The sequence below is a fragment of the Sphingomonas sp. jy18 genome (assembly GCF_056931895.1).
This window is the reverse complement of sequence record NZ_JBXPBT010000007.1, coordinates 1-12600: the sequence shown is the minus strand read 5'-3', so window position 1 is coordinate 12600 and position 12600 is coordinate 1. Positions and strand designations below refer to the sequence as shown.

Here is a 12600-nt window from a genome sequence, read left to right as displayed (position 1 = left end):
TATGGACAGCGCGCGGGCGCGCGCTTATCGGCTCGCCATGACAGACCAGCCCGATTCCATCCTTATCGTCGATTTCGGCAGCCAGGTGACCCAGCTCATCGCGCGGCGGGTCCGCGAGGCAGGGGTCTATTCGGAGATTGCGCCGTTCAGCAGCGCGGCGGCTGCCTTCGAGCGGATGCGGCCCAAGGGGATCATCCTCTCCGGCTCTCCGGCGAGCGTGCCGGCAGACGGATCTCCGCGCGCGCCGCAATGCCTGTTCGACAGCGGTCTGCCGATCCTGGGCATCTGCTATGGCCAGCAGGTGATGAGCGCGCAGCTCGGCGGCACGGTCGAGCCGGGGGAGAGCGGCGAGTTCGGCCGTGCTTTCATCGAAGTGTCCGACGACTGCCTGCTGTTCGACGGCCTGTGGGAGAAGGGCAGCCGCCATCAGGTGTGGATGAGCCATGGTGACAAGGTGACCGCCTTTGCCCCCGGGTTCCGCGTTGTCGCCACCACCGAAGGCGCGCCTTTTGCAATGATTGCCGACGATGCGCGCCGCTATTATGGCACGCAATTCCATCCCGAGGTGGTGCACACCCCCGATGGCGCCAAGCTGATCGCCAACTTCGTCCACAAGGTATGCGGCCTCGCGGGCGACTGGACGATGGCCGAATATCGCGCCACCAAGATTGCCGACATCCGCGCGCAGGTGGGCGATGGCAAGGTGATCTGCGGCCTTTCCGGCGGGGTCGACAGCTCGGTCGCGGCCATCCTGATCCATGAGGCGATCGGCGAGCAGCTGACCTGCGTGTTCGTCGACCATGGCTTGCTGCGGCTGGGCGAGCGTGAGCAGGTCGAGCGGCTGTTCCGTGACCATTACAATATCCCGCTGGTGGTGGTCGATGCCGAGGCGCGCTTCATGGCCGGCCTCGCCGGGGTCACCGACCCCGAGGCCAAGCGCAAGTTCATCGGCGCCGAGTTCATCGCCGTGTTCGAGGAAGAGGCAAGGCGGCTGGGCGGTGCGGATTTCCTGGCGCAGGGCACGCTCTATCCCGACGTGATCGAAAGCGTCTCCTTCACCGGCGGGCCGAGCGTAACCATCAAGAGCCACCACAATGTCGGCGGTCTGCCCGAGCGGATGAACATGAAGCTGGTCGAGCCGCTGCGCGAGCTGTTCAAGGACGAGGTGCGCGCGCTGGGGCGCGAGCTGGGGCTCAACGACCAGTTCGTCGGCCGCCATCCCTTCCCCGGCCCCGGCCTTGCCATCCGCATTCCGGGCGAGGTGACCAAGGAGCGCTGCGACATCCTGCGCCGCGCCGACGCGGTCTATCTCGAGGAAATCCGCAACGCCGGGCTCTATGATGCGATCTGGCAGGCCTTTGCCGTGCTGCTGCCGGTGCGCACCGTCGGCGTTATGGGCGATGGGCGCACCTATGACAGCGTCTGCGCGCTGCGCGCGGTGACCAGCGTCGACGGCATGACCGCCGACATCTATCCCTTCGATGCCGCCTTCCTCAGCCGCTGCGCCACGCGCATCATCAACGAGGTGAAGGGCATCAACCGCGTGGTCTATGACTATACGTCGAAGCCGCCGGGCACGATCGAGTGGGAGTGAGGATCGCGGCGGCCGCGCCTGCCGACTGCGCGGCGGTGGTACGCCTGTGGCAGGCGACGGGTCTGACCCGGCCGTGGAACGATCCTGCCCTCGATTTCGACACGGCGCTGGCAAATCCCACATCCACCGTGCTGCTGGCATGGGCAGACGATGCGCTGGCCGGCAGCGTTATGGCGGGCTTCGACGGCCATCGCGGCTGGGTCTATTATCTTGCCGTCGCCCCCGACCTTGCCAAGCGCGGGATCGGCAGAATGTTGATGGCATCGGCGGAAGACTGGCTGCGGGAGGCGGGCTGTGCGCGGCTGCGGCTGATGGTGCGCGGCGACAATCTGGAAGCGCGCGGCTTTTACGAGGCGATTGGCTATGCCGATCAGGACGTGGTCACCATGGGTCGCAGCTTGTAGCAGCAATAGGGCGGGTGTAGACGTCACGATCTAGGGTCAGGACCCTAGCCTTTCAGAAACCTGCCCAGAGAAGCCCGATGTCCGAACTCAAGGCATTTCATCTTCCCGGGCGCTGGGGGTTGCCATCGGTCAGTCCCTTCTGCCTGAAGCTCGATGCCATCCTGAAGATGATGGGGATTCCGCATCAATCGATCACCGCGGCTACACCCTTCGGCGGGCCCAAGAAAAAGGCGCCGTGGATCGAGCATGATGGTCGCAAGATTGGCGATTCCTCGTTCATCGTCGCCTATTTGATCGACCGTTTCGGCATCGATCCCGATGCGGACCTCACCCCGTCGCAGCGCGGGCAGGCGGTGGCGATCCAGCGGCTGGTCGAGGAAAATCTCTATTGGGCGATGGTCTATGACCGCTGGGTGCGCGAAGAAAACTGGCCGATCCTCAAGGGCGCGGTGCTTGGCAATATTGCCGCCCCGCTGCGCGCGCTGATCGCGCCCATGGCCCGCCGCGATGTGAAGGGACAGCTGAAGGGGCACGGCCTGGGGCTGCACAGCGCCGAGGAGGTAGCCGCGATCGCCAGACGGGATATCAATGCCCTGGCTGACATGCTTGGCGATCAGCCCTGGTTCTTCGGTGAGGCCCCGAGCATGACCGATGCCGTGGTCTATAGCCTGCTGGCCAATATCCGTTGCGTCGCGTTTGCAAGCCCGATGAAGGCGATGATCGATAGCCATCCGAATCTCGCGGCGCATGTCGACCGGTTTCGCGCGCGATACTATCCTTAGGGGAAGCTCCCGGATCGAAACGGATTTGGGCGCCGCCCGACCCTTGCGTACGGGGCGCCGCACGCCTGCGTGACCCCAGTCACGCGGCGGTCAGGGCGAAGGCGCTTAGGCTGCGATAGCGGGCTGGGCAGAAAGCGCCTCGGCTTGCGCCCATCGGGAGACGCGACCATGATGACTGCCTCTGCGCCCGCCAGCCAGCTTGCAATGGCCTGGCGGATGATCAACGCCTGCGTGGCGGCCTATCAGGTCCATCCTGCCGGCTGGGTGCCCTATGGCCCGCAACCGCCGGTGCTCCGCACCATCCAAGGCCCGGGCAACGCCTATTTCTACAATGTCGTGCCGCTGTATCAGGATGCGGTCGATTTCATTGCCAGCGCCGAAGCGGGCTATGCGCCGCTGTTCGTTTCGACCGGGGACGACGAGGACGATGCGGTTCTGGTCGGGGCGACCGACGATGGCTATCTGGTGATCGCGCTGCGCGGTACCATTCCGCCCAGCTTCGACAATGACGATCTGTTCGCCTGGCTGCACGACTGGGCGCAGGATGGCGAGATCGAACCGACCGGCTGGTCGGTGACGCGCGGGCCGTGGGTCAATTCGATCCAGGTCGAGCAGGGCTTTGCCGCCGCGACCCGCAGCCTGTGGCCGCGTGTCGCGGCGATGATGCAGCAGGTGCTGGCGCAGACGGCGTGCAGCAGGGTCGCGATAACCGGCCATAGCAAGGGCGGCGGCATGGCCTTCCTGTTCGCGACGCTGGTGCAGGCCGCGTTCCCGCAGTTCCAGGGCAATATCGAGGTGCATGCCTTTGCCGCGCCGGTGACCGGCAATGACGCCTTCTGCGCCTTTTACGGCTCGCTCGGACTGCAGACGCACCGCTATCAGGTGGAGAATGACCTGGTCCCCTTCCTCCCCTTGTGGACGGATGCAGACATCTTTCTCGCCACGCGTTTCAGCGACCCTGTCTATGAAGCGCTGTGGATCGCGGCGGGCGCGGATATCGTGTGGCGCACGCAAGGAGGCTATTCCGCGGTCGGCGACTTCACCTATTTCGCGGGCGGCCAGTTGGTGCCCGGTGCACAGGTGCAGACCAGCGCACTGCCCGCGGTCGCCTACGCGCTGGAGCAGGGGGATTGGTCGACGGTCGCCGCGGCGCACAGCGCGGCGGACTCCTATCTGCCCTGCTTCGCACCCTATGCGCCTTGAGCCGGCAGGGCCGGGGCAGGGGCGGTCACGCTAACCCAGCAGCACCGCCCGGATGGCGAGGCCGACGATTCCCAGTGCGGCAACGCTGAGCGCCCATAGCGCGACGAACCAGCCAAGCTTTTTGAGGCTGTCGCGCATCAATGATAGCCATCCTCTCCGACCTTGCCGCGGAACACCCAATAGGCCCAGGCGGTGTAGGTGAGGATGATCGGCACCAGCACCGCGGCGCCGACCAGCATGAATAGCTGGCTGTCATAGGGGGCGGCCGCGTCCCAGATGCTGACCCGACCGGGGATGACATCGGGGTACATCGAGATGGCGAGGCCGATCATGCACAGGCCGAACAGCGCCAGCGCGTAGAGGAAGGGCGCGACCTCGTGCCGCTTAAGCAGCGCGCGGAAGAAGAGGAAGGCGACCAGCGCCGTCGCCAGCGGCACCTGCGCTGCTGCCAGCACGCCGGGAAAATCGAACCAGCGCCGCCAATATTCGCCCTCCAGGAACGGGGTCGCGGCGCTGACCGCGACGATCGCGACGATCAGCCCGACGCCGAGCGGCTTGGCGAGGGCATAGGCCTTGTCCTGCACCGGCCCTTCCGTCTTCATGATCAGCCAGCACATGCCGAGCAGCGCATAGCCGATGACGAGACCGATGCCGGTGAGCAGGCTGAACGGTGTCAGCCAGTCCCACCAGCCGCCGGCATAGGCCCGGCCCGAGACGTCTATGCCTTGCAGCAAGGCACCCAGGGTGATGCCCTGCGCCAGGGTCGCCACCAGCGAGCCGCCGGTGAAGGCGACATCCCAGGCGGCGCGATGGGCAGGGTCCCGCCAGCGGAATTCGAAGGCGACGCCGCGCAGCACCAGCCCGAGCAGCATCGCGGTTAGCGGCGCATAGAGCGCAGGGAGGATGATGGCATAGGCCAGCGGGAAGGCAGCGAGCAGCCCGCCGCCGCCGAGCACCAGCCAGGTTTCGTTGCCATCCCAGACCGGGGCGATGCTGTTCATCGCCATGTCGCGCTCCTTGCCGACGGCGAAGCGCGGGAACAGGATGCCGATGCCGAGATCGAACCCGTCCATCACCACATAGGCGGCGATGGCGAAGGCGATGATGCCTGCCCAGACGATGGTGAGATCGATCATCGCGCCTCTCCCGGCTTGCCGGCAGGATCGCCCTTGCCGTCGACATATTCGGCGGCCGGGGTGATGCCGGCGGTGCGGATCGGGGCGTCGCTGGGCACCGGCTCATGCGCCTGCGGCGGCTTGGCGGCGAGGCGGAACAGGTACCAGACGCCGATGCCGAAGACGATGAAATAGACGATGACGAAGGCGGCCAGCGAGGCGGCCACCGCGGGCGCAGCGAGCGGCGAGGCGCTGTCGGCGGTGCGCAGCACGCCATAGACGGTGAAGGGCTGGCGGCCGACCTCGGTGGTCACCCATCCGGCCAGCACCGCGATGAAGCCGCTCGGCCCCATCGCGATTGCGGCGCGGTGCAGCCACGGCCAGTCATAGAGCTTGCTGCGCGCCCGCGCGGCCAGGCTCCACAGCCCCAGCCCGAGCATGGCGAAGCCGAGGCCGACCATGATGCGGAACGACCAGAAGACGATGCCGACCGGCGGCTCATTTTCGTCCGGGATGGTATCGAGCCCGGCGAGCGGCGCGTCGAGATCATGCTTGAGGATCAACGAGGAGAGTTTGGGGATCTGGATGGCGTAACGCACCGTCCTGGTCTCGCTGTCGGGGATGCCGAACAGGATCAGCGGGGCGCCATCGGGGTGGCTCTGATAATGCCCCTCCATCGCCATGATCTTGGCGGGCTGGTGTTCGAGCGTGTTGAGGCCGTGGAAATCGCCCGCGACGATCTGCAGCGGCGCGACCAGCGCGGCCATCCACATCGCCATCGAGAACATCTTGCGCGCGCCGGGGTTGGTCCGGTCCTTGAGCAGATGCCAGGCGCCGACCGCGCCGACGGCAAAGGCGGTGGTGAGATAGGCGGCGAGCACGGTGTGGACGAGCCGATAGGGGAAGCTCGGGTTCCAGACGATATCCCAGAAGCCGTTGGCGGGAACGAACTGGCCGACCTCGTTGAAGGCATAGCCGACCGGCGTCTGCATCCAGCTGTTGACCGAGAGGATCCAGAAGGCCGAGATGAAGGTACCGATGGCGACCGCGAGCGTCGCGACGAAGTGCAGGCGCTTGCCGACCTTGTTGATGCCGAACAGCATCACGCCGAGAAAGCCGGCCTCGAGGAAGAAGGCGGTGAGCACCTCATAGGCCATCAGCGGGCCGATCACCGGCCCGGCCTTGTCCGAGAATACCGACCAGTTGGTGCCGAACTGGTAGGACATGACGATGCCGGAGACGACGCCCATTGCGAAGACGACCGCGAAAATCTTGAGCCAGTAGCGGTAGAGGTTGGCGTAGACGCCCTTGCCGGTCTTGAGCCACAGCCCCTCCAGCACCGCCAGATAGCTGGCGAGCCCGATCGAGAAGGCGGGGAACAGGAAATGGAAGCTGACGGTGAAGGCGAACTGGATGCGGGCCAGCAGCAGCGCCCATTCTTGGTCGATCATGCTCGTCGTGCTCCGGTCCCCTCCAGATCCGCCTACGCCTGATGCAACGCGCGGGATATTGCATAAGCTGCATGCTCGATTGCAGGAAAGCGACGGTCGCGGCGCGGGGCGGGGTTGAGGGGGCCGCTGGGCCGTGCGACATTGCGAGAGGGTGGCAGCAATACGGGAGCGAGCGATGCGACTGCTGATCTTCTATGGCTCCTACCGCGCCGACCGGGCGGGCATACGATTGGCGGACTATCTGGTGCGGAGCTTCGGCGCGCGCGGCCATGATGCCGAACTGGTCGATGCCAAGGCAGTGGGGCTGCCGATGCTCGACCGCATGTACAAGGAATATGCGCGTGGCGAAGCGCCGGCGGCGATGGAGCGGCTGGCACAGCAGATCAAGGGGGCCGACGGGTTCGTCTTCGTCACCGGCGAATATAATTGGGGTGTGCAGCCCGGCCTCAAGAATCTGACCGACCATTTCCTCGAGGAATGGTTCTGGCGGCCGGCGGCGATCGTCAGCTATTCGGCCGGGCGGCTGGCCGGCGCGCGCGCTGCGCTGGCGTGGCACGGCACACTGTCCGAAATGGGCATGGTGGTCATCTCCTCGCAGATCGGGGTCGGCCAGATCGGCGGCGCGCTCGACGCCGAAGGCAGGCCGACAGGAGATGGCGGGGCGGCGCTCGACAAGGCCTTCCCGCGCTTTGCCGCCGACCTCGAATGGTGGTGCGCGGCAGCCAAGGCCCAGCGCGCGGTGGCCGATCCGCCCTATTGATCGCGGCTACGTTTCGCCGATGGCGACGAAGCGGCCGGCGGCGCGGTCCTTCCGCACCTTCAGCCCATCGAACACCTGCCCGCTCATCGCGATATAGACCCCGGGCGCGGCGACCTGCGCGGTTGCGACCGCCATGCCGAGGTTGAAGGGGGCATCGGTTTCGGCAAAGCGTGCGGGGCTGAGCGCACCGGTGAGGACAATGGTTTTGCCCGAGACGGCGCGGGCGAGCGCCGCTGCCGTATCGGTCATGGTGTCGGTGCCGTGGGTGATGACGATGCGCGTCTCGGGCGCGTCGGCAACGCGGCGGGCGATCTCCGCGCGGTCGGCGTCGGTCAGCTCCAGGCTGTCCTTGCGGCAGACCTCCTCGACGCGGTGGGGCAGGGTGACGCGTGCCTCCGCGAGCAGCGCCGGGATGCCGCTCTCGACGATCTGATATTCGGACAAGGCATCGAAATAATTCTTGTCGATGGTGCCGCCGGTGGTGAGGATGAGGATGGCCTTGGTCATGCCGGCACGGTAGCGGGCTGCCGGAGCAAAGTCATTCCCGCGACACGGCGGACAGGAGCAGGCGCATGACCATCACCCTCTACGGCATCCCCAATTGCGACACGGTCAAGAAGGCGCGGGCTTGGCTCGACGCGGCAGGGGTCGCCTATGCCTTTCATGACTACAAGAAGGCCGGGATCGATGCGGAGCGCTTGCGCGGCTGGGCGGGGGAGGTCGGCTGGGAAGTGCTGCTGAACCGCGCGGGCACGACCTTCAGGAAGCTGGCCGATGCCGACAAAGAGGGGCTGGATGAGGCCAAGGCGATTGCGCTGATGGTGGCGCAGCCGGGCATGATCAAGCGGCCGGTGGTGACGGGGGCGGGGGCACTGCTGGTCGGGTTCAAGCCGGATGTGTGGGCGGGGGTGTTTGGGTAAGTACGCTATAAATTCACCCGTAGCCCTGAGCCTGTCGAAGGGCGCCTGACCGATAAGCGCCCTTCGACAGGCTCAGGGCTGCGGATTTTGTGCTAGCCAGCGCCTATCCACCCAACCCGATATCCGCGAAGCAATGCGTTTCGGCCGCGCCGCCGGGATGGGTGACCGCGCCCTTCCAGGCCGGGCCGACATTCTGCGCATAGCGCCACAGCGCGCCCGACTGGTAATCGGTGGTGCGCGGCACCCAGCGGGCGCGGCGTTCGGCCAGTACCGCTTCGGGGACATTGAGGTCGATGGTTCCCGCCACCGCGTCGATGGCGATCTCGTCGCCATCCTCGACCAGAGCGATCGGGCCGCAGTCGGCGGCTTCGGGGCCGACATGGCCGATGCAGAAGCCGCGGGTCGCGCCGGAGAAGCGGCCGTCGGTGATCAGCGCGACACTTTCCCCCATGCCCTGTCCGTAGAGCGCGGCGGTGGTGGAGAGCATCTCGCGCATGCCGGGGCCGCCCTTTGGCCCTTCGTAGCGGATGACGATGACGCCGCCGGGGCGGATCATCCGCGCTTCGACCGCGGCGAAGCAGTCCTCCTCGCAATCGAACACTTGCGCCGGGCCGGTGAACTGCAGCCGCTCCATGCCCGCAACCTTCACAATCGCGCCATCGGGGGCGAGTGAGCCGCGCAGGCCGACGACGCCGCCGGTGGGGGTGATGGGGGCAGTGGCCGGGTAGATGACCTTCTGGTCGGGATTCCAGCTGATCTCCTCGATATTCTCGCCCAGGGTCCTGCCCGTCACGGTCATGCAATTGCCGTGCAGCAGGCCTTCATCGAGCAGCGATTTCATCAGCATGTAAACGCCGCCGGCCTCATACATGTCGCGCGCGACATATTTTCCGCCGGGCTGGAGGTCGGCCATATAGGGCGTCGATTTGAACATCTCTGCGACGTCGAACAGGGTGAAGTCGATCCCCGCCTCATGCGCCATGGCGGGGAGATGCAGCGCGCCGTTGGTCGACCCGCCGGTGGCGGCGACGATGCGCGCGGCGTTCTCGAACGCCTCACGCGTGCAGATGTCGCGCGGGCGGATGTTGCGGGCGAGCAGTTCCATCACCTGCACGCCGGCGGCATGGGCGATGGCGTCGCGGGTCTGGTAGGGGGCGGGGGCCATGTTGCTGTTGGGCAGCGAGAGGCCGATCGCTTCGCCGACGCAGGCCATGGTGTTGGCGGTATATTGGCCGCCGCACGCGCCATGGCCGGGGCAGGCGACGCGTTCCAGTGCATCGACATCGGCGAGCGGGCAGTTGCCGGCGGCGAACTGGCCGACGATTTCGAACACGTCCTTCACCGTCACGTCGCGGCCGCGGAAGCTGCCGGGCAGGATCGAGCCGCCATAGACGAAGATCGAGGGGACGTTGAGGCGGAGCATCGCCATCATCATGCCGGGCAGCGACTTGTCGCAGCCGGCGAAGCCGAGCAGCGCATCGTAGCAATGGCCCCGCACCGAGAGTTCGACCGAATCGGCGATGACTTCCCGGCTGACCAGGCTGGCCTTCATCCCCTGATGGCCCATGGCGATGCCGTCGGTAACGGTGATGGTGTTGAACCGGCGCGGCATGCCACCGCCTTCCTCCACCCCGGCGCGGGCGATATCCGCCTGGTGATCGAGCGTGGTGTTGCAGGGCGCGCTGTCATTGCCGGCGGAGGCGATGCCGACGAAGGGGCGGGCGATTTCCTCTGCGGTCAGGCCCATCGCATAATAATAGCTGCGATGCGGCGCGCGCTCGGGGCCGACCGATACATGGCGGCTGGGCAGTTGCGATTTGTCGAAGCTGTTGACCATGGCGGCGTCCCCACGCTGAAGTTGCGGCCCTGCGCCTAGCGCGATGCGGCGTCATCGAACAGACGTAATTGCGGGGCAGGGGTGGGGCAGGGTAGAGCTGCCCTAAATGTCCGTAGCCCTGAGCTTGTCGAAGGGCGTCGCTCGGTTACGCGAAGCGCCCTTCGACAAGCTCAGGGCTACGGTTTGGGAAAGGGGATCGCGGATATGGTCACGGCAACATGGAATGGCGCGGTCATCGCCGAGAGCGACGATACCGTCGTGGTCGAGGGCAATCATTATTTCCCGCGCGAGTCGGTGAAGGCGGACCATCTGCTGGGCAGCGCGACGACCAGCGTGTGCCCGTGGAAGGGCACCGCGCATTACCACAGCATCACCGCCAATGGCGCGACCAACGTCGATGCGGCCTGGTATTATCCGGATCCCAAGGCGGCTGCGGCGGAGATCAAGGATCGCATCGCTTTCTGGAAGGGCGTTGTGGTAGCATGATGGGTGCGCTGCTCGCGCTTGCCCTGTCCGGAGCCCAGCCCATGGCCAAACCTGCCCCGCGCCCCGTCCCTCCAAGAAGCGTGATCGTCATCGCCCATCGCGGCGCGAGCGGGGAGCGGCCCGAGCATACGCTCGCCAGCTATGACCGGGCGATCGAGCAGGGGGCGGACTATGTCGAGCCCGATCTGGTGTTGACCAAGGACGGCGTGCTGGTGGCGCGGCACGAGAATGAGATCAGCGAGACCACCGACGTCGCCGATCATCCCGAATTCGCCGACCGCCGCACGACCAAGACCATCGATGGCGTCGAAATGACCGGCTGGTTCACCGAGGATTTCACGCTGGCCGAACTGCGCACGCTGCGGGCGCGCGAGCGGCTGCCGCAGTTGCGCGAGGCGAACACGGCGTTCGACGGCCTCTATCAGGTGCCGACCTTCGAGGAGATCATCCGGCTGGTGCGGGCGCGGGAAGCGGAGACGGGGCGGACCATCGGCATCTATCCCGAAACCAAGCATCCCAGCTATTTTGCCTCCATCGGCCTGCCGCACGAGGGGCCGTTGCTCGACGTGCTGGCGCGGTACGGCTACGACAGCGCGGAGGATGCGCTGTTCATCCAGAGTTTCGAGGTCGACAATCTCAGGCGGCTGAACGGGTTGACCGAGGTGCGGCTGATCCAGCTGGTTTCCGACAGCGGCAGCCCGCCGGATCGTGCCGACCTGAGCTATGCGGGGATGATGACCGAGGCAGGGCTGGCGGAGGTGGCGACCTACGCGGACGGCATCGGTCCGGCGAAGAATATGGTGATCGCGCGCAACGCCGATGGCTCGCTGGGTGCCTCGACCGGGCTGGTAGCGCGGGCGCATGGCGCAGGGCTGGCGGTGCATCCGTGGACATTCCGCGCGGAGAATTACTTCCTGCCGACCGATCTGCGTGCCGGTGCTGACCCGCGGGCGCACGGGCATCTGGCGGCGGAGATGCGGGCGTTCATTGCCGAGGGGGTGGATGGGCTGTTTGCCGATCAGCCGGTGGTGGCGGTGGGGGTTGTCGGGGCGCGGTGAGGGTGAGCGACGATTCCCTTGCGGACTTCGTTTCGAAGGTCAAAATGCTCGAATGAACACGAGCCTTTCCTTCAGCTATCAGTTCAGCGGCGACCCGAATGACAGCTTCGGGTGGCTAGATGTAAAAGCTGTTGGCGACAGTTTTGCAGGACATGGTGGGTTCTGGGTTCAATGGCAGGATGTGAAGGAATTTGGTGAGGCGTTATCTGCGTATCCAATTTTGCCGGAGGCTCCGATCAAGGCTGCTTGGGGTTACGAACCAGGGAAGGGCGACTCGCCAGTAGTGAGCGTTGAGATCGCTGCCGCTGACACGCGAGGTAATTTGTCGGTCAGAGTCTGGTTGCGCGACTATGTGGAAAATGGTGACGGCGCGCCGCAGAACTGCGTTCGCACCACCTTTCAAACGAACTATCCGGAGATTGAGCGCTTCCGCTTTGCAATCGCCGCACTGATGGACGGAAGGGCAAAAGAGGCCGTGCTGATCGGTCGGTAACCGGCCGCTGACCACCCCATTCCAGCCAACCCGTTGCACTAACCGTCCCCGCGCCCCCTCACCCGCCTGAGGGAGAGGGAAGGCTGCCGGAGGCGGCGAGGGTGAGGGTGTTTCTTCAGAGCTTTGCCGTTCGGCCATGAGCGTTGCCGTTCGGCCATCAGCGACGGTTACTCAAAGCCCACCGTCACCCCGGGCTTGACCCGGGGTCCCGCTGTTCAACGCCCGCGCCGGAAAGCGGGACCCCGGCTCGGGGGCCGGGGTGACGGGGTGGAGCGGCGCGCTTCGTTCGACATTCCGACCAAGCCCAAACCCAACCTGCCGCCCCCTTTCCTGCTTACGGGCGAGGGAGAGAGGCCGAAGGCGGCGAGGGTGAGGGTGTTTCTTCAGAGCTTTGCGTTCGGCCATGTGCGACGTTTACTTAAAGCCCACCGTCACCCCGGGCTTGACCCGGGGTCCCGCTTTGGCTGTGCTTGCGTCATGGCAAAGGGCGGCTGGGT

At 66.0% G+C, this 12600-nt stretch carries 14 protein-coding genes; 9 read left to right on the top strand and 5 right to left on the bottom strand.

Annotated features, from left to right (window positions below; all coding sequences use genetic code 11):
* The first annotated feature begins 37 nt into the window (after nt 1-37).
* The 4 genes from guaA to AC0QC4_RS14300 all read left to right on the top strand — a co-directional run bounded on the left by guaA (nt 38) and on the right by AC0QC4_RS14300 (nt 3983).
* Entirely contained in the window at nt 38-1594 is a 1557-nt protein-coding gene (gene guaA, locus AC0QC4_RS14315) for a glutamine-hydrolyzing GMP synthase (protein WP_483660587.1), read from the top strand.
* Nucleotides 1591-1998 carry a GNAT family acetyltransferase gene (locus tag AC0QC4_RS14310; protein WP_483660586.1) on the top strand — a complete coding sequence of 136 codons (408 nt, stop codon included), beginning with the start codon at nt 1591-1593 and terminating at the stop codon, nt 1996-1998. Before guaA ends, AC0QC4_RS14310 begins: the two co-directional genes overlap by 4 nt.
* 77 nt (nt 1999-2075) lie before the next feature.
* Entirely contained in the window at nt 2076-2780 is a 705-nt protein-coding gene (locus AC0QC4_RS14305; protein WP_483660585.1) for a glutathione S-transferase family protein, read from the top strand.
* A gap of 168 nt (nt 2781-2948) precedes the next feature.
* Nucleotides 2949-3983, top strand: coding sequence for a lipase family protein (locus AC0QC4_RS14300; protein ID WP_483660584.1), 1035 nt, complete (start codon nt 2949-2951; stop codon nt 3981-3983).
* Nucleotides 3984-4013: 30 nt separating this feature from the next.
* Here the strand turns inward: AC0QC4_RS14300 and AC0QC4_RS14295 are convergent, their stop codons facing one another.
* The 3 genes from AC0QC4_RS14295 to AC0QC4_RS14285 are packed head-to-tail and all read right to left on the bottom strand — an operon-like array spanning nt 4014 to nt 6549.
* Nucleotides 4014-4121: a DUF2474 family protein gene (locus AC0QC4_RS14295; protein ID WP_483660583.1), complete on the bottom strand. Its 108-nt coding sequence runs from the start codon at nt 4119-4121 to the stop codon at nt 4014-4016.
* The gene (gene cydB, locus AC0QC4_RS14290; RefSeq protein ID WP_483660582.1) at nt 4121-5119 is read right to left on the bottom strand and encodes a cytochrome d ubiquinol oxidase subunit II; all 999 of its coding nucleotides are present in this window, start codon (nt 5117-5119) and stop codon (nt 4121-4123) included. Before cydB ends, AC0QC4_RS14295 begins: the two co-directional genes overlap by 1 nt.
* Nucleotides 5116-6549 carry a cytochrome ubiquinol oxidase subunit I gene (locus AC0QC4_RS14285; RefSeq protein ID WP_483660581.1) on the bottom strand — a complete coding sequence of 478 codons (1434 nt, stop codon included), beginning with the start codon at nt 6547-6549 and terminating at the stop codon, nt 5116-5118. The genes cydB and AC0QC4_RS14285 overlap by 4 nt, the downstream gene beginning before the upstream one ends.
* 175 nt (nt 6550-6724) lie before the next feature.
* On the opposite strand from AC0QC4_RS14285, the gene AC0QC4_RS14280 reads away from it, so the two are divergent.
* Entirely contained in the window at nt 6725-7309 is a 585-nt protein-coding gene (locus AC0QC4_RS14280; RefSeq protein ID WP_483660580.1) for an NADPH-dependent FMN reductase, read from the top strand.
* A 6-nt stretch (nt 7310-7315) separates the two neighbouring features.
* Here AC0QC4_RS14280 and AC0QC4_RS14275 read toward each other — a convergent pair whose 3' ends face one another.
* A complete protein-coding gene (locus tag AC0QC4_RS14275) occupies nt 7316-7816 on the bottom strand; it encodes an asparaginase domain-containing protein (protein WP_483660579.1) in 501 nt (166 codons plus the stop codon).
* Nucleotides 7817-7881: 65 nt separating this feature from the next.
* Between AC0QC4_RS14275 and AC0QC4_RS14270 the strand changes: the two genes are divergently transcribed.
* The gene (locus AC0QC4_RS14270) at nt 7882-8229 is read left to right on the top strand and encodes an ArsC family reductase (protein WP_483660578.1); all 348 of its coding nucleotides are present in this window, start codon (nt 7882-7884) and stop codon (nt 8227-8229) included.
* A gap of 103 nt (nt 8230-8332) precedes the next feature.
* Here the strand turns inward: AC0QC4_RS14270 and ilvD are convergent, their stop codons facing one another.
* On the bottom strand, nt 8333-10066 hold the full coding sequence (gene ilvD / locus AC0QC4_RS14265) for a dihydroxy-acid dehydratase (RefSeq protein ID WP_483660577.1): 1734 nt from the start codon (nt 10064-10066) through the stop codon (nt 8333-8335).
* 204 nt (nt 10067-10270) lie between these two features.
* On the opposite strand from ilvD, the gene AC0QC4_RS14260 reads away from it, so the two are divergent.
* From AC0QC4_RS14260 to AC0QC4_RS14250, 3 genes are read left to right on the top strand one after another with little or no spacing between them, the layout of a single operon-like run.
* On the top strand, nt 10271-10552 hold the full coding sequence (locus tag AC0QC4_RS14260) for a DUF427 domain-containing protein (protein ID WP_483660576.1): 282 nt from the start codon (nt 10271-10273) through the stop codon (nt 10550-10552).
* 41 nt (nt 10553-10593) lie between these two features.
* Nucleotides 10594-11610, top strand: a complete 1017-nt coding sequence (locus tag AC0QC4_RS14255; RefSeq protein WP_483660575.1) for a glycerophosphodiester phosphodiesterase — start codon at nt 10594-10596, stop codon at nt 11608-11610.
* A gap of 52 nt (nt 11611-11662) precedes the next feature.
* On the top strand, nt 11663-12103 hold the full coding sequence (locus AC0QC4_RS14250) for a hypothetical protein (RefSeq protein WP_483660574.1): 441 nt from the start codon (nt 11663-11665) through the stop codon (nt 12101-12103).
* The last annotated feature ends 497 nt before the right edge of the window (nt 12104-12600 follow it).

What these genes read in the sequence shown, in the direction of transcription:
- guaA (WP_483660587.1), top strand. Translation starts at nt 38, where the DNA reads ATGACAGACCAGCCCGATTCCATCCTTATCGTCGATTTCGGCAGCCAG.
- AC0QC4_RS14305 (WP_483660585.1), top strand. Translation starts at nt 2,076, where the DNA reads ATGTCCGAACTCAAGGCATTTCATCTTCCCGGGCGCTGGGGGTTGCCA.
- AC0QC4_RS14300 (WP_483660584.1), top strand. Translation starts at nt 2,949, where the DNA reads ATGATGACTGCCTCTGCGCCCGCCAGCCAGCTTGCAATGGCCTGGCGG.
- AC0QC4_RS14295 (WP_483660583.1), bottom strand. Translation starts at nt 4,121, where the DNA reads ATGCGCGACAGCCTCAAAAAGCTTGGCTGGTTCGTCGCGCTATGGGCG.
- cydB (WP_483660582.1), bottom strand. Translation starts at nt 5,119, where the DNA reads ATGATCGATCTCACCATCGTCTGGGCAGGCATCATCGCCTTCGCCATC.
- AC0QC4_RS14285 (WP_483660581.1), bottom strand. Translation starts at nt 6,549, where the DNA reads ATGATCGACCAAGAATGGGCGCTGCTGCTGGCCCGCATCCAGTTCGCC.
- AC0QC4_RS14280 (WP_483660580.1), top strand. Translation starts at nt 6,725, where the DNA reads ATGCGACTGCTGATCTTCTATGGCTCCTACCGCGCCGACCGGGCGGGC.
- AC0QC4_RS14275 (WP_483660579.1), bottom strand. Translation starts at nt 7,816, where the DNA reads ATGACCAAGGCCATCCTCATCCTCACCACCGGCGGCACCATCGACAAG.
- AC0QC4_RS14270 (WP_483660578.1), top strand. Translation starts at nt 7,882, where the DNA reads ATGACCATCACCCTCTACGGCATCCCCAATTGCGACACGGTCAAGAAG.
- ilvD (WP_483660577.1), bottom strand. Translation starts at nt 10,066, where the DNA reads ATGGTCAACAGCTTCGACAAATCGCAACTGCCCAGCCGCCATGTATCG.
- AC0QC4_RS14260 (WP_483660576.1), top strand. Translation starts at nt 10,271, where the DNA reads ATGGTCACGGCAACATGGAATGGCGCGGTCATCGCCGAGAGCGACGAT.
- AC0QC4_RS14255 (WP_483660575.1), top strand. Translation starts at nt 10,594, where the DNA reads ATGGCCAAACCTGCCCCGCGCCCCGTCCCTCCAAGAAGCGTGATCGTC.
- AC0QC4_RS14250 (WP_483660574.1), top strand. Translation starts at nt 11,663, where the DNA reads ATGAACACGAGCCTTTCCTTCAGCTATCAGTTCAGCGGCGACCCGAAT.